The organism is Streptomyces sp. NRRL F-525 (genome assembly GCF_000716605.1).
GTDB lineage: Bacteria > Actinomycetota > Actinomycetes > Streptomycetales > Streptomycetaceae > Streptomyces.
In genome coordinates, this window is sequence record NZ_JNXE01000058.1 from 95,078 (window position 1) to 118,654 (window position 23,577).

At 70.2% G+C, this 23,577-nt stretch carries 24 protein-coding genes and 1 tRNA gene; 14 read left to right on the forward strand and 11 right to left on the reverse strand.

The features are described from left to right. The first annotated feature begins 68 nt into the window (after positions 1-68). The 3 genes from OO69_RS45530 (at position 69) to OO69_RS45540 (ending at position 4,858) form a co-directional block, all read left to right on the forward strand. Positions 69-2,252 carry a transglycosylase domain-containing protein gene (locus OO69_RS45530; protein ID WP_078652875.1) on the forward strand — a complete coding sequence of 728 codons (2,184 nt, stop codon included), beginning with the start codon at positions 69-71 and terminating at the stop codon, positions 2,250-2,252. Positions 2,253-2,295: 43 nt separating this feature from the next. After that, positions 2,296-3,579 (forward strand): lipoprotein, encoded by a 1,284-nt coding sequence (locus OO69_RS45535; RefSeq protein WP_033286895.1) that lies wholly within the window; start codon positions 2,296-2,298, stop codon positions 3,577-3,579. A gap of 109 nt (positions 3,580-3,688) precedes the next feature. Next, positions 3,689-4,858, forward strand: a complete 1,170-nt coding sequence (locus tag OO69_RS45540; RefSeq protein WP_199811163.1) for an amidase domain-containing protein — start codon at positions 3,689-3,691, stop codon at positions 4,856-4,858. 69 nt (positions 4,859-4,927) lie between these two features. Here the strand turns inward: OO69_RS45540 and OO69_RS45545 are convergent, their stop codons facing one another. Next, positions 4,928-5,635, reverse strand: a complete 708-nt coding sequence (locus OO69_RS45545) for a TetR/AcrR family transcriptional regulator (protein ID WP_033286896.1) — start codon at positions 5,633-5,635, stop codon at positions 4,928-4,930. A gap of 99 nt (positions 5,636-5,734) precedes the next feature. On the opposite strand from OO69_RS45545, the gene OO69_RS45550 reads away from it, so the two are divergent. Beyond that, positions 5,735-6,595: an SDR family oxidoreductase gene (locus OO69_RS45550; protein ID WP_033286897.1), complete on the forward strand. Its 861-nt coding sequence runs from the start codon at positions 5,735-5,737 to the stop codon at positions 6,593-6,595. Between the two features lie 75 nt (positions 6,596-6,670). On the opposite strand, the gene OO69_RS45555 is transcribed toward OO69_RS45550, so the two are convergent. Both OO69_RS45555 and OO69_RS45560 read right to left on the reverse strand, forming a co-directional pair. After that, positions 6,671-8,062, reverse strand: coding sequence for a hypothetical protein (locus OO69_RS45555; RefSeq protein ID WP_033286898.1), 1,392 nt, complete (start codon positions 8,060-8,062; stop codon positions 6,671-6,673). A gap of 71 nt (positions 8,063-8,133) precedes the next feature. Continuing rightward, the gene (locus tag OO69_RS45560) at positions 8,134-8,865 is read right to left on the reverse strand and encodes a DUF4097 family beta strand repeat-containing protein (protein ID WP_420707968.1); all 732 of its coding nucleotides are present in this window, start codon (positions 8,863-8,865) and stop codon (positions 8,134-8,136) included. Positions 8,866-9,155: 290 nt separating this feature from the next. Here OO69_RS45560 and OO69_RS45565 point away from each other — a divergent pair. Further along, a tRNA-Val gene (locus OO69_RS45565) sits at positions 9,156-9,230 on the forward strand. 14 nt (positions 9,231-9,244) lie between these two features. On the opposite strand, the gene OO69_RS45570 is transcribed toward OO69_RS45565, so the two are convergent. Then, positions 9,245-9,985, reverse strand: a complete 741-nt coding sequence (locus OO69_RS45570; protein ID WP_051801760.1) for an HAD family hydrolase — start codon at positions 9,983-9,985, stop codon at positions 9,245-9,247. Between the two features lie 51 nt (positions 9,986-10,036). On the opposite strand from OO69_RS45570, the gene OO69_RS45575 reads away from it, so the two are divergent. The 3 genes from OO69_RS45575 to OO69_RS45585 all read left to right on the forward strand — a co-directional run bounded on the left by OO69_RS45575 (position 10,037) and on the right by OO69_RS45585 (position 11,788). Further along, positions 10,037-10,840: a DUF1963 domain-containing protein gene (locus tag OO69_RS45575; protein ID WP_234444702.1), complete on the forward strand. Its 804-nt coding sequence runs from the start codon at positions 10,037-10,039 to the stop codon at positions 10,838-10,840. Positions 10,841-11,020: 180 nt separating this feature from the next. After that, positions 11,021-11,341 (forward strand): hypothetical protein, encoded by a 321-nt coding sequence (locus tag OO69_RS45580; RefSeq protein ID WP_033286900.1) that lies wholly within the window; start codon positions 11,021-11,023, stop codon positions 11,339-11,341. Positions 11,342-11,431: 90 nt separating this feature from the next. Beyond that, positions 11,432-11,788 (forward strand): hypothetical protein, encoded by a 357-nt coding sequence (locus OO69_RS45585; protein ID WP_033286901.1) that lies wholly within the window; start codon positions 11,432-11,434, stop codon positions 11,786-11,788. Between the two features lie 111 nt (positions 11,789-11,899). On the opposite strand, the gene OO69_RS45590 is transcribed toward OO69_RS45585, so the two are convergent. Continuing rightward, on the reverse strand, positions 11,900-12,250 hold the full coding sequence (locus OO69_RS45590; RefSeq protein WP_033286902.1) for a hypothetical protein: 351 nt from the start codon (positions 12,248-12,250) through the stop codon (positions 11,900-11,902). Between the two features lie 92 nt (positions 12,251-12,342). On the opposite strand from OO69_RS45590, the gene OO69_RS45595 reads away from it, so the two are divergent. Both OO69_RS45595 and OO69_RS45600 read left to right on the forward strand, forming a co-directional pair. Continuing rightward, positions 12,343-12,915 (forward strand): SMI1/KNR4 family protein, encoded by a 573-nt coding sequence (locus OO69_RS45595; RefSeq protein WP_033286903.1) that lies wholly within the window; start codon positions 12,343-12,345, stop codon positions 12,913-12,915. 39 nt (positions 12,916-12,954) lie between these two features. After that, entirely contained in the window at positions 12,955-13,455 is a 501-nt protein-coding gene (locus tag OO69_RS45600; RefSeq protein ID WP_033286904.1) for a GNAT family N-acetyltransferase, read from the forward strand. A 31-nt stretch (positions 13,456-13,486) separates the two neighbouring features. Here OO69_RS45600 and OO69_RS45605 read toward each other — a convergent pair whose 3' ends face one another. Then, entirely contained in the window at positions 13,487-14,392 is a 906-nt protein-coding gene (locus OO69_RS45605) for a ketopantoate reductase family protein (RefSeq protein WP_033286905.1), read from the reverse strand. Positions 14,393-14,512: 120 nt separating this feature from the next. Here OO69_RS45605 and OO69_RS45610 point away from each other — a divergent pair, with 120 nt between their 5' ends. Beyond that, a complete protein-coding gene (locus OO69_RS45610) occupies positions 14,513-14,743 on the forward strand; it encodes a DUF2277 domain-containing protein (protein WP_033286906.1) in 231 nt (76 codons plus the stop codon). Positions 14,744-15,061: 318 nt separating this feature from the next. On the opposite strand, the gene OO69_RS45615 is transcribed toward OO69_RS45610, so the two are convergent. Then, a complete protein-coding gene (locus OO69_RS45615; RefSeq protein ID WP_033286907.1) occupies positions 15,062-15,703 on the reverse strand; it encodes a DedA family protein in 642 nt (213 codons plus the stop codon). A gap of 229 nt (positions 15,704-15,932) precedes the next feature. Here OO69_RS45615 and OO69_RS45620 point away from each other — a divergent pair, with 229 nt between their 5' ends. After that, positions 15,933-16,487 (forward strand): superoxide dismutase family protein, encoded by a 555-nt coding sequence (locus tag OO69_RS45620; protein WP_033286908.1) that lies wholly within the window; start codon positions 15,933-15,935, stop codon positions 16,485-16,487. A gap of 51 nt (positions 16,488-16,538) precedes the next feature. Here OO69_RS45620 and OO69_RS45625 read toward each other — a convergent pair whose 3' ends face one another. The 4 genes from OO69_RS45625 to OO69_RS45640 form a co-directional block, all read right to left on the reverse strand. Continuing rightward, positions 16,539-17,000, reverse strand: a complete 462-nt coding sequence (locus OO69_RS45625; protein ID WP_033286931.1) for a DoxX family protein — start codon at positions 16,998-17,000, stop codon at positions 16,539-16,541. Positions 17,001-17,097: 97 nt separating this feature from the next. Then, positions 17,098-19,020: an FAD/NAD(P)-binding protein gene (locus tag OO69_RS45630; RefSeq protein WP_420707969.1), complete on the reverse strand. Its 1,923-nt coding sequence runs from the start codon at positions 19,018-19,020 to the stop codon at positions 17,098-17,100. A 98-nt stretch (positions 19,021-19,118) separates the two neighbouring features. Beyond that, positions 19,119-20,747 carry an alkaline phosphatase D family protein gene (locus OO69_RS45635; RefSeq protein ID WP_033286910.1) on the reverse strand — a complete coding sequence of 543 codons (1,629 nt, stop codon included), beginning with the start codon at positions 20,745-20,747 and terminating at the stop codon, positions 19,119-19,121. 81 nt (positions 20,748-20,828) lie between these two features. Beyond that, positions 20,829-21,476, reverse strand: a complete 648-nt coding sequence (locus OO69_RS45640; protein WP_033286911.1) for an HNH endonuclease family protein — start codon at positions 21,474-21,476, stop codon at positions 20,829-20,831. A gap of 397 nt (positions 21,477-21,873) precedes the next feature. Between OO69_RS45640 and OO69_RS45645 the strand changes: the two genes are divergently transcribed. Then, positions 21,874-22,455 (forward strand): TMEM165/GDT1 family protein, encoded by a 582-nt coding sequence (locus tag OO69_RS45645; protein ID WP_033286912.1) that lies wholly within the window; start codon positions 21,874-21,876, stop codon positions 22,453-22,455. Between the two features lie 206 nt (positions 22,456-22,661). Further along, positions 22,662-23,321 carry an HAD family hydrolase gene (locus OO69_RS45650; RefSeq protein ID WP_033286913.1) on the forward strand — a complete coding sequence of 220 codons (660 nt, stop codon included), beginning with the start codon at positions 22,662-22,664 and terminating at the stop codon, positions 23,319-23,321. The last annotated feature ends 256 nt before the right edge of the window (positions 23,322-23,577 follow it).

Here is a 23,577-nt window from a genome sequence, read left to right on the forward strand (position 1 = left end):
GTGCGGAGGGGAGTCGCGTCGTGACCCACGAGGGGGACGGGGAGGAGCGCCAGGCACCGGACGAGACCATGCAGTTGAAGCTCCCCGCCGGGTTCAGGCCGGACGAGACCATGCAGCTGCGGTTGTCCGATCTGGAGATACCGGAGGCGCCGGAGATACCCGAGGGGGAGACGAAGCCGGTACGCCGCCGGGGCCGCAAGGCCCACCGCGCGTCCCTCCGCAGCCGTCTCTCCCGCCTCGCCGCGATCCTCCGCACCCGCCTCGCCCCCGTCGCCGCCCGCCTCGCCCCGGCCGTGATCTTCCTCACGCCGTACGTCCGCAAGCTGCGCCCGATCTACCCGCGCCCGGGCCGTACGGACTGGCGCCGCTGGATACCCTCCTGGCGGCAGTCGGTCGGGGGTGTCCTGGCCGCCGTAGGACTCAGCGGACTCTTCCTCGTCGTCGCCTACGCGACCACCGACATCCCCTCGAACCTCAACACGTACGCCACCCAGCAGGACAACGTGTACTTCTGGTCCGACGGGACGCCCATGGCCCGGACCGGTTGGGTGCAGCGGCAGGCGATGCCGTTGAAGGACATCCCGACCGACGTCCGCTGGGCGGTGCTCGCCGCCGAGAACCAGAGCTTCTACAGCGACCCCGGCATCTCCGTGAAGGGCATCGCCCGCGCCCTCTACCGCACGGTCGGCCAGGGGGACACCGAGGGCGGCTCGACGATCACCCAGCAGTACGTGAAGAACGTCTATCTGACCCAGAACCAGACGGTGAGCCGCAAGTTCACCGAGGCGATGATCTCCCTCAAGCTCGACAACAAGATGAGCAAGGACAAGATCCTCGAGGGGTATCTCAACACCAGCTGGTTCGGCCGCGGCACCTACGGTCTGCAGCGCGCGTCGCAGGCGTACTACGGCAAGGACGTCAGCCAGCTCAACGCCAGCCAAGGCGCCTTCCTGGCCTCGCTGTTGAAGGGCGCGGGCCTCTACGACCCGACGCTCAGCAAGGCCAACCACGCCCGGGCGGTGGCCCGTTGGTCGTGGATCCTCGACCGCATGGTGAAGATCGGCAAGCTGTCGCCGGCCGAGCGCGCCACGTACAAGACGTTCCCCGAGCCGCTCAAGCAGTCGAAGACCTACGACACCGGCAAGCAGAGCGACTACCTGGTCGAACTCGCCACGCAGTACGTGAAGAAGACCGCGCACATCTCGGACAAGGACTTCGACCTCGGCGGCTACCAGATCTACACGACGTTCGACCGCAACCGCGAGACCGAGCTGACGGACGCCGTCACCAAGGCCCGCAAGGACGCGCTGGACAAGAACCCCGGCACGGCGAAGACCGCCCACTACGGCGCCTCCTCGGTGGCCTCGGACGGCCGGATCCTCGCCGTCTACGGCGGCCCCGACCACCGTACGCAGGGCTACAACGACTCCAACTCGACCACTGTGCCCGCGGGTTCGGCCTTCGAGCCGTTCGTCTACGCGGCCGCCCTGGAGCACGGGGTCACCAAGACCCGTGGCAGACCGCCGACTTCGGTCACCCCGGACACGCTCTACGACGGGGACGACGGCGTGCCGGTCACCACACCGGAGGGGCCGTACTGGGACCGCAGCGGCAAGAAGGTCGCCGCGCACAACGACGGCAAGAAGTCCTACGGGCAGATCAGTCTGCGCCAGGCCCTCGCCCAGTCCGTGAACACGCCGTTCATGCAGCTCGGCATGGACACCGGCCTGACGACCGTACGGAAGACCGCCGAGGACGCCGGGCTGCTCTCCTCCAGCTTCGGCGCACAGGTACCCGCGCTGTCGCTGGGCAATGCCACGCCCAGTGCCTTGCGCATGGCGAGCGCGTACGGCACGTTCGACGCCGGGGGCGTCCACACGGAGCCGTACTCGGTCCGCCGTATCACCCGTAACGGCGCCGCGGTCGCCCTGGAGCGGCCGGAGCCGGTGCGGGCGATGAGCAAGACCACCGCGAGCGAGGTGACGGACGCGCTCACGGACTCCTTCGGCCTCGCGCATCCCACCGCCGCCAAGACCGCCGGAACCGAGGTGGCGGGCAAGACCGGCACCACGCAGGACGACACCGCGGCCTGGTACGTCGGGACGGCCGACTCCGTGTCGACCGCCGTCGTCGTCTACCGCATCGATCTGACCAAGAGCCTGGAACCCATGCCGCTGAAGGGAGTTTCCGGCACCCCAGCAACCGACGTCCCCTACGGCATCTGGTCGAGAGCCATGACCTCGCTCGGCTGACCACCGCAGCGCAACCGCCACCTCCTCGCAGAATGAGCCGCCCATGAAGCCTCGGACGAAGGCACCGTCCGGCCGCCGCCGCAGAGCCCCTGAACCGCGTCCTCGGCGTACCCCCAAGCCGGGGTTCCTCACCCTGGCCGTGTTCCTCGTCGTCGCCTCGCTGGTGACCGGGTACCTGGCGCTGAACCGGGACAACACGGCGCCCACCGCGTCGGCCGGCAAGAACGCCGAGCCCAAGTCGACCAAGGAACCCGCGTGGGACGGCAAGACGCAGGTGCTGGGGGACGGCTCGACCTCGTACACGGGGCCGCAGAAGGACCAGTTGAAGGCCGTGCCGCTCAAGCCCGGTGAGAAACCACCCCAGTTCGTGGTCTTCTCCTGGGACGGCGCGCTGCAGGGGGACGACAAACTCTTCTCGCACTACCGGGAGATGGCGAAGGAGTACAACGCCCACATGACCTTCTTCCTCACGGGCATCTATCTGCTGCCCAAGAGCAAGAGGGACCTGTACCACCCGCCGATGCACCCGGTGGGTTCGGCCGCGATCGACTTCCCGACCGACCAGCACATCCGGGACACGCTGGAGCAACTCCGCCTGGCCTACGAGCAGGGCAACGACATCGGCACCCACTTCAACGGCCACTTCTGCGAAGCCAAGGGCGGCGGTGAGTGGAGCGTCGCGCAGTGGAAGAGCGAGATCGACCAGTTCTTCTCCTTCGTCGAGAACTGGAAGACCAACACCGGCTACACCGACATCCCGGCCCTGCCCTTCGACTTCAAGAAGGAGGTCGTCGGCGGCCGCGCTCCGTGCCTGGAGGGCCAGCCCAACCTCCTGAAGGCGCTGAAGGGTTACGGCTGGCGCTACGACGCGAGCTCCCCGGGCGACTTCCAGATATGGCCCACCAAGAAGGACGGCCTCTGGGACTTCCCGCTCGAACTGCTCCCCTACGGGGACAACATCCAGGCCCTGTCGATGGACTTCAACTTCCTCTACAACCAGTCGGGCGGCGCCACCCAGGGCGACCCCGCGAAGTTCGCCGAGTGGGAACAGAAGACCGTCGACTCGTACATGGCCGGCTTCAACCGCGTCTACTACGGCAGCCGGGCGCCCCTGTTCATCGGGAACCACTTCGAGAACTGGAACGGCAGCATCTACATGAAGGCGATCGACACGATCATCCCGAAGATCTGCACCAAGAAGGGCGTCAAGTGCGTGTCCTTCAAGGAGCTTTCGGACTGGATGGACGTTCAGTCGCCCCAGACTTTGCAGCAGTTGCGCAGCCTGGACCCCGCTCAGTCGCCGGACTGGTCCACGGTGGTCAAGTGACCTCTCGGGACTGGTGAACTGACCAAGTGCAACCCCCTTCACAGGAGCCACACATGGCGTGCGAAGATGCCCTCGCCCGGTAGGCGTACCGGCGTAGAGGGGAACACCATTGAAATCCAGAAAACTGAGCCGTAAGCGGAGCCGTACGGCCATAATCTCGGCGGCCGCCGCCTCGGTCGTCGCCGGCGTCGCCCTCGTGCCCAACTGGAGCGCGGGCGCTGCCGTCGTCGACGACCCGACCGTGAACGCCGCGACCAAGGCGACCTTCCAGAAGCTGGCCGACGCGGTCTTCACCGACCGCACCCAGGCGCTCGTCCACGGGGCCACGACGAAGCAGAGCACCTCGCGCTTCTCCGGCGACGTCCGCCTCTCCAGCACCCAGTCGCGCGACGAGAAGTCGGCGCTGAACCAGCTGCGCGGCCGCCAGAGCAGCATCGCGAAGCTCGGCGAGACGTACAGCACGGGCACCACCAAGGTCACGCTGGACGCGACCCGGGTGACCGGCCGGACGGCGAAGGCCGACGTCACCGAGACGACCACGCTGACGTACGCGAAGGCCACGGGGAACGAGCCGAAGACCACCGGCTTCCAGGCCCACCACGAGCTGACCTTCAAGGCCGACCAGCAGGGCACCTGGCAGCTCTCGAACATCCAGGACACGGACACCGGCGGCCTCGCGGTCAACACGGTGGCCAAGCCCGCGGTCAAGGCGTCGCCCGCCCCGGCCGACGACGGCAACACCACGCCGGATGCGCCGCGCGCGGCCACCACCCGCAACCCGGTGGCGGTCCCGAAGACGAGCACGACGTACGACTACAAGGCGATGGCGGCCTACGCCGAGAAGTACTGGAACGTCTACAACACGGCCTACCCGGACTTCAACGGCCACGCGGACGGCGGCGACTGCACCAACTTCGTCAGCCAGTCCCTGAAGGCCGGCGGCTGGAAGCACGTCCCGGGCTATGTCTACGACTACACGAAGTGGTTCGGCACCGCGGACATCCAGTCGGACTCCTTCGTCGGCGTCAACGAGTGGTCCTGGTTCGCGCAGAACTCCAAGCGCACCACCCCGCTGGCGAACGTCTACCAGCTGGAGGTCGGCGATGTCCTCCAGATGGACTTCGACCGCGACGGCGCCAAGGACCACACGATGATCGTGACGGCCAAGAGCAACGGCGTCCCGTACGTCACGTACCACTCGAACAACACCCTGCGCAGGTCGGTGGCGAGCCTCATCGCGTCGTACCCGAACGCGTACTACTACGCCTACCGCACCTGAGGTCCGTAGTCCGGTACAGCTTCACCGGCCCCCTGTCGCTTCGGTATGCGACGGGGGGCCGTTCTGTGTTCACGTCGTGCTGCGGGCGATCCGGTCGAGCCACTCGCGCAGGAGGCTCAGCTCGCCGTCGGTGAGGACGTCGGTCCGCTGGAGTACGGCACGCAGGGCCACGGCGGCGGGGACCGGTCCTGGGTCGTCGCTCACCGGGGCCTCGGTGGTGATCGCGGCGATCACCGACTCCCTTGCCAGCGTGGACAGTTCGAGGTCGCGGCGGTCCTCGGGCAGGCCGATGAGGCTGATCGCCGTACCGCTGCCGGCCGCGTGCACGAGCTGCGCGGCCCGCTCCTCGCTGACCCGGAGCCGGCCCGCCTCGGCGATGCGGTGGATGTGCCCGGCGAGGATCTCGGCGCCCGCGACGGCGGCCTTCGGCGGGGTCGCGCCGGGCCGGGGCTCGGCGTACATGAGCAGATACAGCGCCGGGTTCGCGAGCCCGAAGTCGATGTGCAGGTCCCAGCCGGCGCGCAGGTCGGCGACCGGGTCGGCGGTGGGCGCGAGGTCGGTCTTGTCGGCGAGGTAGGCCGCGAAGCCCTCCGTGGCGACCGCGTCCAGCAGCCCCTGCTTGTCCCCGAACAGCCGGTAGATGGTGGGGGCTTGAACCCCGGCCGCGGTACCGACGGCCCGCGTCGACACGGCCTCGCGACCGCCCTCGGTGAGGAGCCGGGCGGTGGCGGCGAGGATGCGGTCGCGGGGGCTGCGGTGGTCGTCGTCGGCAGACATGGGTCAAACGCTAACAGAATCTCGTTAGCGTTCGTTCGGTAGCGATGCTACTGTCGATTGGGTTAGCGATGGAAGCGTTGTGGTGTTGCGGAGGTCGTCGTGATTGTTGTGACCGGAGCCAATGGGCAACTGGGCAGGGACGTCGTGGAGCGGCTGCTCGTCCGGGTCCCCGCCGAGCGGATCGCCGTGAGCGTCCGCGACCCGGAGCGGGCCGAGGCGCTGGGGGAGCGGGGCGTCCGCGTCCGCCGGGGCGACTTCGACGACCCCGCGAGTCTGGCGGACGCCTTCGCGGGGGCCGAGCAGATCTTGTTGGTGTCCGCCGCGAGCACGGGTGACACGGCTCTACGGCAGCACCGTACGGCGATAGCGGCGGCCCGTGACTCCGGTGCCCGCCGCATCCTGTACACCAGCCACATGGGCGCGAACCCGGCCTCGCCGTTCGCCCCGATGCCCGACCATGCCGAGACGGAGGGCGAGTTGAGGAACTCGGGTGTCCCCTTCACGTCGTTGCGCAACGGCTTCTACGCGGCTACGACCGTGATGTTGCTCGGTGCGGCACTGAAGACGGGTGAGTTGTCCGCGCCGGAGGACGGGCCGGTGTCGTGGACGGCGCATGCGGATCTGGCGGAGGTGGCGGCGATGGCGCTGGTGGAGGAGGGGCGGTTCGACGGGGTGACTCCGCCGCTGACCGGGGCGGAGGCGCTTGACCTTGCGGAGGTGGCCGCGCTTGCCTCGTCGATCACGGGGCGGACGATCAAGCGGGTGACGGTGACGGATGGGGAGTACCGGGCGGGGCTGGTCTCCCATGGGGTGCCGGAGGAGCAGGCCGACATGCTCGTGGGGCTCTTCCGGGCAAGCAGGGCGGGGGAGTTCGCGGAGGTGAGTCCGGTGTTGGGGGAGTTGATCGGGCGGCCGCCGACGTTGTTGCGGGATGTGCTTGAAGCTGCGCTGGCTCGGTAGTTTTGAATGTGCGGGCCGGTGGGGGCTGGTCGCGCAGTTCCCCGCGCCCCTTGGGGGGTGACCCTGGGCCTGTTGTCAGTGGCTCGGGGTTCCGCGTTCCTCGCGGATCTGGGTGACCACTCGGGTTGCGGACTGGCGTACCGCCTCCGTTTCTGTCAGGAAGTGCCAGTAGTCGGGGTGGCGGCCGTCCAGGGTGGTGATCGCGCGGTCGAGGCGGGCTACGGCGTCGTCGAGGGGGCGGGCGTGGCGGGGGTCGGGGGTGGTGCGGCCGGACATCGCGAGGCGTTGGGCGTCGCGGATGGCGAAGCGGGTGCGGTCGATCTCCTGCTGGGGGTCCTTCTGTACGGCGTTCAGGCGGCGCAGGCGGTCACCGGCGGCGGAGACGGCCTCGTCGGTGGTGTTCAGGAGGGCCCGGACGGTCGACAGCAGGGACGTGGCGTCCGGCCAGCGCTGTGCGTCCCGGGCGGCCTGTGCCTCCTTCAGCTTCAGCTCGGCCTGTCGTACGTTCTCGCCGGCCTGGTCGGGGACGTGCTGGAGGTCCTGCCAGCAGGCGGCGGAGAAGCGGCGCCGCAGTTCGCTGAGCACCGGGTCGACCTGACCGGCGCGGGTGGTGAGGGCCTGGGCGCGGGTGCGGAGGGAGACGAGCCGGTGGTCGATCTCGGCGGCCCGCTCGGGCAGGCCGTCGGCCTCGGCGCGGATGGCCTCCGCCTCCCGGGCGACCTGCGTGGCCCGCTCCAGCGTCTGCGGTACGCCGTGCTGTCCTGCGCCCTGGTTCAGCTTCGTCAGCTCCGGTCCGAGCGCGGCAAGCCGGGCGGCGAGGGCGTCGGCGCGCAGCCCCGACGCGCGGACGGCGTCCAGGGCGTTGGAGGCGGCGAGCAGTGCCTGCCGGGCGCGCTCGACGGCGGGCGCGAGCCGGGCGAGCTGGGTCTCGGCCTTGCCGAGCAGCGGCCCGAGCCCGTTCTCGAACCGGTCCAGTTCCTGCTTGACCTGCCCCAACTGGTCCTTGGCGGCGGTCAGTTCGGTGCGGGCGCGGTTCGCTGCCGCCGCCTCCAGGTCGTCGCGGTCGAGGTCGTGCGCGTCGACGGCGTTGATGTACCGGCCGCTGGCCTCGTCGATGCGGCGGCCGAGCGCCTCGAAGTCGGTGACCGCGCGGCGGGCGGCCGGCGAGTCGTCGACCGCGGTGATGGTGTCTATCGAGATCCGCAGATCCCGCTGGGCGGTGTCCAGCTCGTAGAACGCGGCCGCCGCGGCGTCCTTCGCCGCCTGCGCCTCGGCCCGCTGGCTCTCGGCCCGCCCGCCGAACCAGCGCCGGGTGCCGCCGCCGGCGAACGTGGCGGGGAGCGCGAGCACACCGACCAGCAGCGGCAGGCTCATGACCGTAAGGGTGTCGAGCGCGGCACGGGCGGCGGCGGAACCGCGCCGGGGCCGTGTGAGCGGCGAATACGGCTGCGCTGGTGTCGCCGTCACATCCCTCTCCCGTGTCTTCCATCCTGACCGTTGTCATTCTCCCACCGGTAGAGGACGAACACACGGGCCGGTCAGTTCGCGTTCCGCACCGTGACTTTCCCGTCGCCGGTGTGGGCGGTCACCACATGAGAACTCGACGAGTCCCGGGGCACCGACACATCCACCGATCCGTCCCCGGTCTTGGTGGTCACGCGGTACTTCGCGCCGCCGGCCTTGGGCAGCGCGATCGTCACGGACCCGTCGCCGCTGTCGGCCTCCACCAGGTCGGGTACGGCGCCGAGTTCGAGGTGCACGGACCCGTCACCGGTGGTCGTGCGCACCTGCCGGGACGACACCTCGGCGTGCACGGACCCGTCCCCGCTGTGCAGCACCAGCGGCCCGGTGGAGTCGGTCACGTGGACGGACCCGTCGTGCGTACGAACGCTCAGCGCGTCCGCGAACCCGTGGGCCCGCACACTCCCGTCCCCGTCCTCCACCTTCACGGCGACCCCGCGCGGCACCTCGATCCGGTGCTTGACCGAACAGTCGGCGATCACCCCGGAACACTTCGTCCGCAGCACCAGCCGGTCGCCGTCCATCGCCCAGGTCACCTTGGGATCCGACCCGATCGCCACGCTCCCTTCCCACCACCGGGTGACCTCGATCTTCCCGGCCGGGTTCGAGTCCGCGGCGACGACCTCCAGCGCGGAGTCGTCGGAGTCGATGGTGAGGGTACGGCCGGCCAGGGCGAAGGTGCGGTGATCGGGGTGCTTGTCGTCCCCGGCGGAGGCGGTACCGCAGGCGGTGGCGGTGAGGAGGAGCAGGGCGAGGGTGCCGGTGGCGGTGAGGGCGCGGGTGGTGCGGGTGTGGCTGCGGCTCTGGGTGCCGGTGCGGGTCACGGTGAATTCCCCCTGGGACGGTCGCGGAGTCCCGGTGACTCCTACGGCGCCCTTCGACCGTAGAGAGCGGCGCTCGGCGGGGGCATCCGGCACGCTCCCGGACCCGGGGTGGGGAAAACCCCCGGGAGTGCCCTGACCTCCCCCCGGACCTTCTTCCATCGCGATACGGGTTTGCAGGACAGGCCCCCCGGCAATGTAGGCTGTCGACTCGTCCTGGGCGCGTAGCTCAGGGGTAGAGCGTCGCCCTTACAAGGCGAATGTCGGCGGTTCGAAACCGTCCGCGCCCACCAGGATAAGCAGCAGGTCAGAGGCCTTCCGGGGAGTTCCCCGGGAGGCCTCTTTCCGTGGCCGGAGTCCGCATGGAGTCCACATCCCCGTCGAGGACGCGCCGCACAGCGGGTCGCAGCCCGCTCTCCGCCGGGCTGACGAGGATCGCCGGGATTCCGAGGGCCTGGGCGCCGCCGACATCGGCCACCGGGTTGTCACCGACCATCCAGACCCGCTCGGGAGACCCGGCCCGTTCCAACGCGGCCTCGAAGATCCGGCGGTGCGGCTTCTCCCACCCGACGAGCGAGGAGTTGACCACGGCCGCGAAGTGCCGGCCGAGCCCGAGATCCCGAAGCAGATCATCCAGTTCCGGCACATGATTGCTGACGATGACGTGGAGCCACCCGGCGCCGGCGAGTTCTTCGAGCGCGGCGAGGCTGTCGGGGAAGACGGTCCAACGGCTCGCGTCGATGTAGTGATCCCGCACCCTGCTCGCGGCGAGGACAGCCAACCGGTCCTCGACACCCGCCCCGACATACGCCTTAACGAAGAGCGGCTGCAGAGCGTCCCACCACGCGTCGGGGCTGTTCAGTTCGGGATGCCCGATCTCCGCCCGATGCCAGGGAAAACCGTCACGCAACCCGGGCGCCACATCGGCCCCGACCACACCGTGCCCGGGCGCGACCTCGTCCAGCGCCTCCACCAGACACCCACGCCACCTACCGCCCCGGAACGCCAAGGTCCCGTCGAAGTCCCACAGCACGACGCTTCCGGTCACATACGGCATCCTACGAGCGCGCCACCGGGCGCGGACAAGGAGACCCCACCCGTGGAACAGAGCGTCACCGGCCCGCCGTACGACCTGGACGACCTGATACCCGAACTCGCGGTCCACGCCCGGCGAACGACGGTGCTGTCGCCGACGAGCGGGTGTCCCGGTGTCGGGGAGAGTTCCCTGGGCGGCCCGCTGCTCTGGCCGGCGGACGAGCCCTGGCCCTCCTGCGCACAACGGGGACACCACGTCCCGCCCCACGACAGGAACCCGGCCGGAACGGTCCCCATGGTGCCGGTCGTCCAGCTCTTCGCCCGCGATGTCCCTGAACTCCCGTTCCCGGAAGGGGCGGACGTGCTCCAGCTGCTCTGGTGCCCGCTGATCCACCCTGACGACCAGGCGTACGCCACGCTGCCGAGGCTCCACTGGCGCAACGAGGCGGCCGTCCTCGCCACCGGCGTCCTCCGGGACGTTCCCGCCCCGCAACAGGGCGAGTATGACGAGGAGTTCGTCCCCACCCCCTGCACCGTGTCCCCCACCGCGGTGATCGAGTACCCCAACTGGGACCTGCCACAAGGCCTTCAGCAGGCCCTGCGGCCCCGCATCGAGGAACTCGAAGCGCGCTTCGGCATGGAGTACACCCTGTTCGCGTGTGCGCTGCAGAACAAGGTTGGCGGCTACCCGGCCTGGAACCAGCCCCCCGACTGGCCACTCTGCGCGCGCGGTCACCGCATGGAACACCTGCTCAGCGTCACCGCGGAGGAGGACCTCGACATGACGATGGGCGACCTCGGAGGCATATACATCTTCGTGTGCCGCCGCTGCCCGGAACTGCCTTACGCGCATCGGTACGACTGCTAGGGCGCAAGGCCGACGGATACCCGGTGGCTGCCTGGTACGCGGCTCTGTACCGTGCCCTCATGACCGACAACCGAAAGGGCGATGCCGCGTAGGCGCCCGTCCGCCCTGCGGGGCGAAGTCCCTGTCCGGCACGCCAGTTGGCGCCGGTACCCGTGCATCGATCGCCTGTCGGACTCCTGCATGGCTGATCTTCGGCGGCTCGAACGCTCCCGTTTCCTGCCCGACGAGACCGCCGAGGCGTTCTGGCACTGGAAGGCCCTTGCCCACGGGCCGCTCAGGCTGATCGCGGACCCGGTGACCGCCAACCGGTGTGGCGTTCCCGGCTGTTGTGACGTGGCGTACTTCCGCGACCATCTCGAAGCCGTGCTGCACGCCCTGCCCGCGAAGAGCGCACGGGAACTGCGCGCTCTTGTCTCCGCCCTCGACGACAAGATCCTGACGCGGGCCAAGGCCATTCAGGTCGACGGTCCGGGCGTGCCGTGGTGGCGGGACCAGCTCTAACTTCTTCTTGCCGTCGGGGAGTTGAGGCCGTGTCGGTCATTTTGGGTCGGCCGTGTCGCGGTTTCCGGGGATGCTGGGCAGGATGGGTACATGAGCAGACCTCGCACCGGATCCGGCGCTGCCGCGACCGGCTCCGTGTTGTCCCTCTGGTCCAAGGACTCGGTGCTGTCGATCGGCTCGGTGGGGTCGGTGCTGTCCATCGGGTCCGTCGGGTCGAGCCTGTCCGTGGGGTCGATCGGGAGCGCGCTGTCGGTCGGTTCGATCGGCTCGGCCCTGTCGCTGGTCTCGGCCGGGTCGTGGCTGAGCACGGGGTCCGTGCTGTCGGCGCAGTCGCGGTGGTCGGTGCTGTCGTGGCGGTCCACGCGCGGGTTCCGGGCCGCCGGCGTCGGTGCCGTGGGGGCCGTGACGGTCCTGTTGGTGGCCCAACGGGCCCTGCGGAAGCCGTAGTTGAGGCAGGACCGCCCGCATCTGTGATCGCCGCCCCGCGGTTGCACCGGCGATCCAAAGGTTTACGTCAACTCGCCAAGGCTTACGTCGACTCGTGTCGCCCCGGTCCCCTCAGTCGTCCTTGTCGTCCGCCGGAGGCGTCTCGTGGGCGTGCTTCAGCCGCATCCGGCCCTCCACGCGCTCCGTCGCCGCGACCTCCGTCCAGAAGCGGTGGCCGCTGACGAAGACCGCGAGTTCGTGCTCGCGCTGCCGGAGCTTCTCCACCTCGGCCTGTTCGTCGGGCGTCCAGCCGGGGGACGCGGGGCGCTCCACCTTGCGCCAGCCGCCCACGTCGCTGAACCCGTCCAGGGGCTCGACCGACCAGGGCAGCCGCTTCAGCAGGGCCGACAGCTCGTTCCGGACCTGATGCAGCTCCTCCTGACCGGCGAGGAGGTCACTCGGGAAGTCATAGGTCGTAGCCACGCGCTAATGCTACGCCTGTTCGAATTTGGGTCGCGAGTTCCTTGGGGGACTTCACACGATCGGGTTGGGGACGGTGTTGCTACGGTCGCCGGATGGAGCGGTGGGACGAGGGCGGCGTGCGCGCTCGGATACGGGAGCTGGCGGCGCGGGATCCGGACCGGTCGCGCTTCGGGGCGGACACGCACCGGTATCAGCTGTCACCTGCGCTGCCGGAGGCGGAGGTCAGAGCATTCGAGGCGGTCCACGGCATCGACCTGCCGGCGGAGTACCGGTCTTTCGTCACGGAGGTGGGTGACGGACCTGCGGGTCCCGGCCACGGGTTGACGCCGTTGGCCGCACCCCGCCGCCTCGGGGCCGGCGAGGAGTGGGAGTGGGCCGTGGACGACGAGTGGGAAGAGGACCGGCTGCCGGGCCGGCTCGCCGGGCCGTTCCCCCTCGCCGAACCCCTTCCCGGCCGCATCGGTCCGTCGGCCGGCGAGCTGACCCCGGGCACGCTCATGCTGGCCGACGAAGGCTGCGGCATCTACGTCAGGCTGATCCTGAACGGCCCGCGAAGGGGCGAGGTCTGGCGGCTCGACCCGGACTGGGGCGGCTTCGTGCCGGTGAGCCCGGATTTCCGTATCTGGTACGCCGAGTGGCTGCGGCGCCCGGTGGGCCGGAGTTGACGGAGCCGGGTGTCAGTGGGGCCGCCTAGTGTGCTCGGCATGGACGTGGAACTCGTACGGCTTCAGCCCTGGGGTGAGGGTGACTTCTGGTTGCTGGAGCGGAACAACAGCCTTGAGATGACCGCCCACTTGGGGGGTCCCGAGAGTGCGGCGCAGCTCGATGCCCGGCATCGGCGGTATCTCGGGCTGGAGCGGGGGCGCATGTACCGGGTCGAGTTGGCGGGGAGCGGGGAGACCGTCGGCTCGATCGGGTTCTGGGAGCGGGAGTGGCGGGGGGAGTCGGTGTGGGAGACCGGGTGGGGTGTCCTGCCCGAGTTCCAGGGGCGTGGGCTTGCCGCCCGGGCGGCCCGTGCCGTGGTCGCGGAGGCGCGGGCCGCCGGGTGGAACCGGTATATGCATGCCTTCCCGAGCGTCGGCCATCCCGCGTCGAACTCGGTGTGCCGGAAGGCTGGGTTCACCCTGGTCGGTGAGGTGGAGTTCGAGTACCCCAAGGGGCACTGGATCACCTCCAACGACTGGCGGGTCGACCTTCACGGGTGACCCCGTCGGCCGTTGGAGGGTGAGCTGCTTGTCAGTTGGGGCTCGGTGAACCCAACTCCCTTACCAGCCTGGCCGTTACCGGTACCGCGATGCCCTGTCGTTCCGCCGCCCGCAGCAACGCCCCGCCGATCGCGTCCAGTTCGAGCGGGCGGCCCGCCTCCGCGTTGCGCTGCATCGACGACTTGGTCTGCGGAGGGAAGGTGTCGTAGCGGGCCAGTGCGCCCGCCGCGTCCGAGGGACCGCCGTACGAGCGGCTCACCGCCGCCGTCTCCTCCAGCAGGGCCGTCAGCTCCTCGCGGTGGCGCGTGCGTACGTCGCCCAGGGGGAGGGCGTAGCGGGTGGTGAGGAGGGCGAGGGGGGCCAGGAAGGTCATCTTGGCCCAGAGCGCGGCCGTTTCGTCGGGCAGGACCTGGGTTGCGGGGCCGGCTTCGCGCAGTGCCTCCGCCAGGGTGTCCAGGCGGTCGCGGGGGACGGGGTCGCCTGTCAGGTCGATCTCCGCGAACGGGCTGCCGTGGTCAATCACCCCTGGAGCGGTGCGAGTTGACTCGACCCGGATGATCGCGGGGGCCACCCGGGCGGGCGTGTAGCGGGCGCGCAGGTGTGTCGGGTGTTCTACGCCGTTCAGGAACGGGACGAGGAGGCCGTCGTCCAGGGTCTTCGCCGGGACTCGGGTGAGGGCCGCGTCCAGGGTTGTCGCCTTGACCGTGATCAGGCAGGCGTCCACCGGTTCGCGTAGTTCCGTGTCCGCCTCCACCGGGGCGGTGAAGTCGCCGAAGCGGGTGCTGTGGACCCGGATTCCGTTCGTACGGAGGGTGTTGGCCGTTTCTGCTCCGGCCAGGCAGATCACTCGGTGGCCGGCGCGGGACAGCAGCGCCGCGAGCAGGCCGCCTACGCCGCCGGGGCCCAGTACCGCCACGGTGAGTTCGTTGTTCGCCATGTTTGCGTCCTCTCGTCGGTCGGCCCCGTGCGTGGTGACGGTGGCCGCCTCGGAGGGATCATCGCAGGTGTGTTCGGGAGAGGGGCGGCGGTATCGCTTGCGGCGCGGGAGACTGGGGGTATGTGCCGCAGTATCAAGACGCTTCGACCGCCTGTTCTGCCTGACGAGGCCACGGAGGAGGAGATTCGCGCTGCCGCGTTGCAGTACGTGCGGAAGGTCTCCGGGTTCCGGGCGCCTGCCGCGCACAATCGTGAGGTCTTCGACCGTGCGGTTGATGTGATTGCGGAGGCTACGGCTGAGTTGTTGGCGGGGCTTGAGGTGAGGGGGGCGGGCGCGTCGCGGGGAGCGTAGTGAATCCGCGGGTCGGTGGGGGCTGGTCGCGCAGTTCCCCGCGCCCCTGAAAAGCGGATGCGTGCCCCTGATCCGTAGCGAAGCCGTGTCCCTGGAAACGAACGTGCGCCTCTGGGGCGTAGTGAATCCGCGGGCCGGTGGGGGCTGGTCGCGCAGTTCCCCGCGCCCCTGAAAGACGGATGCGCGCCCCCGATTCGAAACGGACGCGCGCCTCAGGTCCGTAGTGAATCCGCGGGTCGGTGGGGGCTGGTCGCGCAGTTCCCCGCGCCCCTGAAGGACGGACGCGCGCCCCTGATTCAAAACGAACCCGCCCCGCCCCTAAGGCGCGCCAACCTCCGCCGCCACCCCCGGCTGCCTCCGCATCACGAACGCCGCCCCCGCGCCCGCCCCGAACAGCGCCAGCAAGGAAACCCCCGTCGCCAGCCAGGTGGCGCCCAGCCACTGTGCCCCGTAGTACCCCAGAGCCACGCTGTACGCCGCCCAGGACAGGCCCGCCAGGGCTGACCAGGGGAGGAAGTCTCGGGCTCGGCGGTGGGCGGCGCCTGCGCCCAGGGAGACGACCGAGCGGCCGGCGGGGGCGAAGCGGGCCAGGATGACCAGGGCGCCGCCGCCTCGGGCGAGGGCGAGGCCGAGACGTTCCTGCGCGGTGGTGAGGCGGCGGGAGCGGGAGATCGCGCGGTCCAGGCGGGCGCCGCCGCGCCAGGCGAGCCGGTAGGCGACCAGGTCGCCCAGGACGGACGCGGTGGCCGCGCACGCGATCAGCGCCAGGATGCTGGGGACCTCGTGCGGGACGGGAACCGCGTCCGCCGCCGCACCGGTGCCCGCTGCCGCCGCCGTCGCGGCCGCGATGACCAGGACGCCGCTCGGCAGAACCGGCAGGAACACATCAAGGAGTACGGACAGGGCGACCATGGCGTAGATCCATGGGCTGCCGGTCAGCGACCCCACACTCTCGAACAACGCGTCTCCCCGTGAACTCCCCCGTGGGCCGCGGCAAAGACGGCCAGTGACAGCCATACAGCGTACGCCTGGGTGGGTACAGGAGATTCACGGGGGGCGCGTGTGATCCGCACAGCGCGTTCACCCGGCTGCCCTGTCCCGAGGGGCGGGGCGGGCCCGCATCCCGTAGCAACTTAAAGGGGATCCAAACGCACCCAAAGGCATCAGAACGTTAGGAACGGTACACATCATGGTGGCAGGCATATGTGCGGGCGCCGTCGTCGCGGCCCTTCTGGCGAGCGGCGGAGGTAGCAGTGGCGTCGGCTCCGGCTCCGGCGCCCCTGACGGGTACTGGATGCGGACTGACGCGCGGTTCGCTCCCGTCGGCGCCCTCGTGCCGTCGGCGGCGGTGACGTATGACAACAAGCTGGTTCCCGCCGCTGCTTGGATCCAGGTCAGTCAGCACATCGCAGTCAGTGGTGCTACGACCGTGCGGCTGAAGGTGGACGGGATGGTGCCTGGGCACGCGTACGGCGTCCACGTGCATCAGAAGCCCTGCGGTGCCGACCCGGCCGCCGCGGGCGGGCACTTCCAGCACAAGCCGTCGACGGACCCGGCCGCCACCAACGCCGACAACGAGGTCTGGCTCGACTTCACGGCCGACGAGCACGGTGCCGCCGAGGCCAGCGCCCAGCACGACTGGGGCTTCCGGCAGGGCGAGGCGTCCTCCGTCGTCATCCATGACATGCCCGGCAGCCACACCCGCGCCGCCTGCTTCACGGTGCCGTTCGGCTGGGCTCCCTGACGCGACTGGCCGGTGTCCCTGGGAGGGGGCGCCGGCCAGTCGCTCAGTGGGTCAGGCGGCTACCGGCGTCTGGTCCGCCGACGTCCGCTCGCCGGCTGCCGTAGCGGACCGCTTCGCGAACAGCCGGTCCACGCCCAGCGCGCCGGACCCGGTGAACACCAGCAGCAGGAACGCCCAGCAGAACATCGCCGAGGCCTCGCCGCCGTTCTGGATCGGCCACAGGGCCGCCTGCTGGTGGACGTCGAAGTACGCGTACGCCATCGAGCCCGAGGTGATCAGCGCGGCCACCCGGGTGCCGAGGCCGAGCAGGACGAACGTGCCGCCGACGAGTTGGATCACGGCCGCGTACCAGCCGGGCCAGGTGCCCGCGTCCAGGGTGCCGCCGTCGGTGCCGGCCGCGCCGCCGAGGACGCCGAAGAGCGAGGCCGCTCCGTGGCAGGCGAAGAGCAGGCCGACGACGATCCGGAACAGGCCGACGGCGTACGGCTGGGCCTTGTTGAGGCGTCCGTTGATGTGAGGGGTCACGTGGGGGGTGCTCCTTCGGTCGGGCCGGTCCGGGTCGCGGACCGGTCTGGGGGCGAGCCGAGTGAGCGATCAACGTTAGGTGAACCTAATCAATGCTTGCAAGTTCAACATTTGGCCACCGTTCGGCTTCCGTTTGCGGTTCCGGTTCGGCCGTCGCCGCACGTAGAACCGCTCTCGCCACCGCGTCGGCATCCGAAAGCGTGACCGAATCCACCCCTGGACGAGCACCCGCCGCGGTCACCCAGTGCACGCCCTCCGTGGGCACCCCGAACGCGAACCGCCTTGCGTGGACGGCTCCTTGACGGTCAATCAGGTGGTATGGACGTGGTGTTACGTCGAGTCCTCCCGTTTCGTAACCGTCCACCGTGTGCGGGCGGCACCGGCCCGTCCGCAGCAGTCGGCCGAGCAGTTCGTCGGCGGTGCGGCGCAGGTCCGGTTCGGGGAGTCGGGCCTCTATGAGGGTTGTCACACGCACTGCCGAGCCCGGTACCTCCGGTGAGCGCGCCACCCAGGCGCCGTCGGCCTCCCGCACCTCCAGCCGCGGCCCGAGCACCTCCACCACGCCCGCCTCCACCAGCGCGGCCAGCTCCTCGATACGGCGCCGGGGCGGGCCGATGGACAGGAACGCGTTGAGCGGCGTGTACCAGCGGTCCAGGTGGTCACGGCGGGAGGTGCCGGCCAGACCGCCGTGGTCGACGACCAGCCGGAGCTCGTTGCGCAGATCGCGCAGCACGTCCAGCGCCGCCTTGAGCGGACCATCCACATTGCCGAGCGCCGCGTGCTCGGCGTCCTCGCGCAGATACGCCAGCAGCCAGTCCCGCCAGGCTGTGGGATGCGCGAGATCGGCTTCCGTATACGGGCGGGACAGTCGGTCCCAGCACCAGCGGTCTGCGGCTACGATCCCGAACTCGTCGAGGATCAGGGCCTCTTGGGGGTCCCGGTGCGGGACGGCGAGGAAGCGCTCGGTGAAGTCCGTCGACTCGGGGTGGCGGGAGGGTCGTAGCAGCGCCGTGTAGTAGACCGTCTCCACCTCCTTCGCCACCAACGGCCATATCTCCGTGAGGAATTCGGGCGGTTCGGCGGAGTCGGCGCGTTTGCGGAAGGCCGATATCGCCTCGGGGGTGAGGACTTGGGGGGTGTGGCGGCCGTAGGGGCCCTTCGCGTTGTCGCCGCGGGCCTGGTACGGGATGCCTCGGCGTGAACCGGCGTACAGGCGGGGCTCGTTGCCCGAGGGGACGTAGCGCAGGCCGCCGTTCTCCGTGCGGGCGAAACGGCCGCCCTTGCCCGTCGTCAACAGGGCTGTGTGGTCGAAGAAGTTGAGGCCCAGGCCGCGCAACAGGACTGGTTCGCCGGGCCGTACGACGGTCAGGTCGACGTCGGCCGGGTTGGCGGGCGGGATGTGGCGCAGGCCGTGGCGGGCGGCGTGGGAGGTGAGGCGGCGGTGGGGGGTGTCCGGGGTCGTCGGGAGGTGGCCCTGGGCCAGGACCACGGCCGAAAGGGCGGACAGGGTACGGCCGTTGTCGAGGGTGAGGGACTGGTGGCCGTCCGCCGTGTCGTCGAGGCGTATCGCGCGTGCGCTGTGTGTCGCGACCTGGACGGACTCGGGGGCCTCGCGGACCGTGCGGGCGAACACCCACTCCAGGTAGCGGCCGTAGTGGGCGCGGGTGGGGTAGTCGTCGGGGCCCAGTTCGGCGGGTGCCCACTCGTGCAGGCTCGGGCCGGGGCGGACGGGCCCCGAGCAGTCGACGCTGGCGTCGGTGAAGAGGGTCACCTGGGAGGCCACGGTGTTCATCAGCAGCTCGGGGGACTGCGCGGAGCGCCAGACGCGGCCGGGGCCCGGGGGCGCCGGGTCGACGACGTGGACGGTGAGCCGGGTGCCGGGCGGGAGGAGGTCCGGTGCCGAGGCGCAGAGGCGTTCCAGGACGCTGGTGCCGCGCGGACCGGCGCCGACCACGGCGACCGAGACGGCGGCCGGGGTGGGGGCCGGTTCGCCGTCGGGCGCGTTCACTGCAGACAAAGGGGTGACTCCCGGGCGTGTGGGGGCGCAATGGAGCAGACCGCCCACTGGGAAAGCGGACGGCCCGCCTCATCATGCCCCGACCGAGGTCAGGGGGGTGTCAGCGGGGACTCCTCCACGGTCTTCAGCGTCCCGTCCGCCCGCGCCTGCTCCAGCCGCAGCCGGGCCGAACGGCCGCGCAGGGTAAGGGTCATGAGCTGGTTGCCGAACCAAGGCCCGCCCGTCTTGCGCCACTTGACCGACGGGTCCGCGCACCGGCCGTGCCGGGCCAGGCGGCGGCCCAGGCCGCGGGCGACCGCGCTCCAGCCGAAGCGGAAGCCGACGCGTATGTAGGAGGGGATGGAGTTGTGGACGGGGGAGCAGGTGAGCTGGAGGACGCGCGAACTCGGGCTGCCGGTCCGCCACTTGGGCTCCGCGACGTACGCGTGGTGTACGTCGCCCGACAGCACGAGCACCGACGCCGGTGCCCCGTCTCCCGTCCCCACCTCGGCGATCAGGTCGGCCAGGTTCTCGAACGACTCCGGGAACGCCGCCCAGTGTTCCAGGTCGGCCGCGCGGCGCAGCTTCTCGCCGAACTCGGCCCAGCGGGTGCCCCGTTCACCCCGGCACAGGGCCGCGTCCCAGGACTCGGCGTCGTGGACGAGGTGGGGCAGCAGCCAGGGGAGGGAGGTGCCGATGAGGAGGTGGTCGTAGGAGGCGCGGTCCGTGAGTGCCTCGGTGCGCAGCCAGTCGGCCTCTCCGGGGTCGAGCATCGCGCGGTTCTGCTCGTCGAGGACGCGGGCGGCCCTGCTGTCGACCATCAGCAGGCGGACGCGGCCGAAGTCGCGCCGGTAGCTCCAGCGGACGGTGGCCGGGTCGGCGTCGGCGCGGCAGGCGAAGGCGCGGAGTTCGTCGGTGCCGTCGGGGGCGGAGCGGACCGCCAAGTAGAGGGGATCGGCGGCGAGTTCGGCGGGGGAGAGGTTCCCGAGGTGCTGGTGGACCCAGTACGACATGAGGCCGCTGAGCAGTCGCTCGCGCCACCACGGGGTCGCCCGCATGTCCGCCAGCCAGGAGGCGGAAGTGTTCCAGTCGTCGATCACGTCGTGGTCGTCGAAGATCATGCAACTCGGCACGGTGGAGAGCAGCCAGCGGATTTCCGGGTCCAGCCAGGACTCGTAGTAGAGGCGCGTGTACTCCTCGTAGTCCGCGACCTCGCTGCCCGGCGGCTCGCGCAGGTCGCGGCGGGCGGAGAGCCAGCGGCGGGTCGCGTCGGAGACCTCGTCGGCGTAGACCTGGTCGCCCAACAGGACGAGTACGTCCGGGCGTTCGGACCGCGGCTCGCGGGCGATGCGCGAGGCCAGTGTGTCCAGGGCGTCCGGGCCCACCGGGTCGTGGGCGTCGGCGGCCGGTGCGGCCCAGCGGCACGAGCCGAACGCGACGCGGACCGTACCGTCCGCGTCCGGGGTGTGGATCACGGACGGTGGGAAGGGCGAGTCGGGCAGCGGCCACACGTGCGCGCCGTCCAGGAACACGTCGTACGGCGTCGAGGTCCCCGGTGTGAGACCTTCCACCGGCACCAACGCGTAGTGGTGGCCCGCCACTTGGAAGGTGCGGGCGGTGCCCCGGGCGCCGTCCGCGCAGCGCACCTCGGCGGTGCACGGGCGGCTCGCCTCGACCCATACGGTCGCGGACGAGCCGTCGGCGTAGCGAAGCAGTGGTCCAAGACTCAGTCCGGCCACGGTTGATCACCTTCCTCCGTCGCCCCGTACGGTACGGAACGACGGAGGTCAGTGACCAGGTTCCGGGGCTGCCAAAAAGGATCAGCAGCCGCTGAGGACCGAGGTGAGCTTGGCCTTCTCGGCGGTGTCGACCGAGAGGTCGTAGTAGTACTTCACCTGGACCCAGGCACGCACGTAGGTGCAGGCGTACGAGGTGAGCGAGGGCATCCACTCGGCCGGGTCCTTGTCGCCCTTGGACTGGTTGACGTTGTCGGTGACCGCGAGGAGCTGCGGGCGGGTCACGTCGTTGGCGAAGGACTCGCGCTGGGCGGTGGTCCAGTTGCGGGCACCGGAGTCCCAGGCCTCGGCCAGCGGGACGAGGTGGTCGATGTCGACGTCGGAGGCGGCGGTCCAGGTGGCGCCGTCGTAGGGGGAGTACCAGCTGCCGCTGGTGGCGACGCAGGCGGAGGTGGTGACGACGTTCGTACCGTCGCGCTTGAGGATCCACTCACGGGTGTTGCAGGTACCGCTGATGGTGTCCCAGGTCGGGAACAGGTCGCGCTCGTAGCCGGTCCTGACCTCGGTGGCCACGGTGAGGGAGGCGAGGTAGGTGCGGGCGGTGGCGGCGCTGACCGGGGTGGGGAGGGCGGCGGAGGCGGTCGGGCCGTTGAAGAGTCCGGCGAAGGCTATGAGGCCGGTCAGTGTCGCGAGTATGCTGAGCCGTCGTCGACGCGCGTAGAACTTCGGCATACGAACTCCCTTGTGGTGTGGGGGTGTTGGAGTGCGAGCGGGGAAATGCTCGCGGTGCCGTGTTGCGGGGAGGTGTGCGCCCGGTAAGAAGCTAGTGACGTGCTCATGACACAACAAGGGGCGCGACGAGACTTTCCTCACGGGTGGGCGGGGCCGGTCCTCGCGTACAGTGGATGGCGCAGAAGGGGAGTAGCTCTTCGCCGGACCGTCGACATACTGCTCAGCTCGTCTGAGCCGGCGCCCGGAGGCAGGTCCATCGCGTGGATACGCGGGGATCGGCCAGCGAGACCTTCGGTAAAGCAGTGCACTAGTCGTTTTTCGTGTGCGCTGCCGTGCCGAGGTGTCCGCGGACAGCAATCACACTCTCGGTGGGGCAGCCCCGACCGATTGAGGAATTTTGATCAGCATCAGCGTGACGGCGCTCGTCTTCGGCGTCGTCTTTCTCGCCGAACTCCCCGACAAGACCGCGCTCGCCGGACTCGTCCTCGGCACCCGTTACCGCGCCTCGTACGTCTTCGCCGGCGTGGCCGCCGCGTTCCTTCTGCATGTCGTGCTCGCGGTGGCGGCGGGCAGCGTACTGACCTTGCTGCCGCAGCAGTTGGTGGCCGCGGTCACCGGTGTGCTCTTCCTGGGCGGGGCCGCGGTGCTCCTCTTCAAGAAGGGTGACGACGACGAGGAGGTCCGCGCGCCGAAGGACCAGTCCTTCTGGCGGGTGTCCGGTGCCGGGTTCATGCTCATCCTGGTCGCCGAGTTCGGTGATCTGACCCAGATCATGACGGCGAACCTCGCGGCGCGTTACGACGATCCGTTCTCCGTCGGGCTCGGTGCGGTGCTGGCGCTGTGGGCTGTGGCCGGGCTGGGAATCGTGGGTGGAAAGGCGCTGATGAAGCGGGTGCCGTTGGAGTTGATCACGCGGATCGCGGCGGTGCTGATGCTGGCGCTGGGGGCGTGGAGCTTGTGGGAGGCCGTGACCGCCTGATCGTGTGAGGGGGGGGGCTCTGGTGCGGGCGGGTGAGCTGAACGGCGGGTGAACTGTTCCGGGGGCGGTGGCGCGATGCCGGTCCTGTTTTGTACCGTAGAGAAACAAAGTGGTTCCCGTCCGTTTTCCCTGACCGGCGGACGGGGCCACCTTGTCCCTCCGGGGGTTGACCCGCGTTCTACTCTCCCGTTCCTTGGAGCCTGCCGATGACGGCCACCACCGTGCTCACCGCCCGTGCCCTTCTGCTGGACATGGACGGCACCCTTGTCGACTCGCATGCCGTCGTCGAGCGGATCTGGCGGCGTTGGTCCGAGCGGCATGGGCTGAACGCGGACGAGGTCATGAAGGTCGTGCATGGGCGGCAGGGGTATGCGTCGATGGCGTTGCTGCTGCCGGGGCGGCCGATGGAGCAGAACCATGCGGAGAATGCGCGCATGCTGGCCGAGGAGACCGCTGACGTCGAGGGCGTCGTCCCGATTCCTGGGGCGCCGGAGTTCCTGGCGTCGCTACGGGGGCTGCCGCATGCGCTTGTCACGTCGGCGGATGTCGCGTTGTCCACGGCGCGGATGGGGGCGGCCGGTCTTGAACTGCCCGAGGTTCGTATCACCGCCGAATCCGTCGGTGCGAGCAAGCCTGATCCTGAGGGGTTCCTGAAGGGGGCCGCCGAGTTGGGCGTTGCGCCCGCGGACTGCATTGTCTTCGAGGACTCCGGGGCGGGTATCGCTGCGGGGCGCTCCGCGGGGATGCGGGTGGTGGGGGTTGGGCCGCAGGCCGGGTTTCATCGGGCGGATGTTGTGGTGCGGGATTTGCGTGCGGTGCGGGTTGAGGATTTGGGGGGTGGGGGGATTCGGCTGCACGTGGGGTGACGGGTGCGCCGTTGGTTGTGCCGCCTTGGGTTTTTTCGCGGGTGCTGCGGCGTGGGGGCTGGTCGCGCAGTTCCCCGCGCCCCTTTGGGGGGCTGCTCCTCGGGGGGTGCCCTACGGGCCGTGCGTGACCCTGGCACTCCCCGCACGGCCCGGTGCCTTCAGCTCTGCCCGGCCGCGAGCCCCGGCGCTTCTCAGCTCCCCCCACCCCAACCCCCTAGGGGCGCGGGGAACTGCGCGCCCAGCCCCCTGTCTCTTA

Coding starts and splice junctions, on each gene's coding strand:
- OO69_RS45530 (WP_078652875.1), top strand. CDS start 69: ATGCAGTTGAAGCTCCCCGCCGGGTTCAGGCCGGACGAGACCATGCAG.
- OO69_RS45535 (WP_033286895.1), top strand. CDS start 2,296: ATGAAGCCTCGGACGAAGGCACCGTCCGGCCGCCGCCGCAGAGCCCCT.
- OO69_RS45545 (WP_033286896.1), bottom strand. CDS start 5,635: ATGTCTGCCGACGACGACCACCGCAGCCCCCGCGACCGCATCCTCGCC.
- OO69_RS45580 (WP_033286900.1), top strand. CDS start 11,021: ATGGCTGATCTTCGGCGGCTCGAACGCTCCCGTTTCCTGCCCGACGAG.
- OO69_RS45585 (WP_033286901.1), top strand. CDS start 11,432: ATGAGCAGACCTCGCACCGGATCCGGCGCTGCCGCGACCGGCTCCGTG.
- OO69_RS45595 (WP_033286903.1), top strand. CDS start 12,343: ATGGAGCGGTGGGACGAGGGCGGCGTGCGCGCTCGGATACGGGAGCTG.
- OO69_RS45600 (WP_033286904.1), top strand. CDS start 12,955: ATGGACGTGGAACTCGTACGGCTTCAGCCCTGGGGTGAGGGTGACTTC.
- OO69_RS45605 (WP_033286905.1), bottom strand. CDS start 14,392: ATGGCGAACAACGAACTCACCGTGGCGGTACTGGGCCCCGGCGGCGTA.
- OO69_RS45610 (WP_033286906.1), top strand. CDS start 14,513: ATGTGCCGCAGTATCAAGACGCTTCGACCGCCTGTTCTGCCTGACGAG.
- OO69_RS45620 (WP_033286908.1), top strand. CDS start 15,933: ATGGTGGCAGGCATATGTGCGGGCGCCGTCGTCGCGGCCCTTCTGGCG.
- OO69_RS45640 (WP_033286911.1), bottom strand. CDS start 21,476: ATGCCGAAGTTCTACGCGCGTCGACGACGGCTCAGCATACTCGCGACA.
- OO69_RS45650 (WP_033286913.1), top strand. CDS start 22,662: ATGACGGCCACCACCGTGCTCACCGCCCGTGCCCTTCTGCTGGACATG.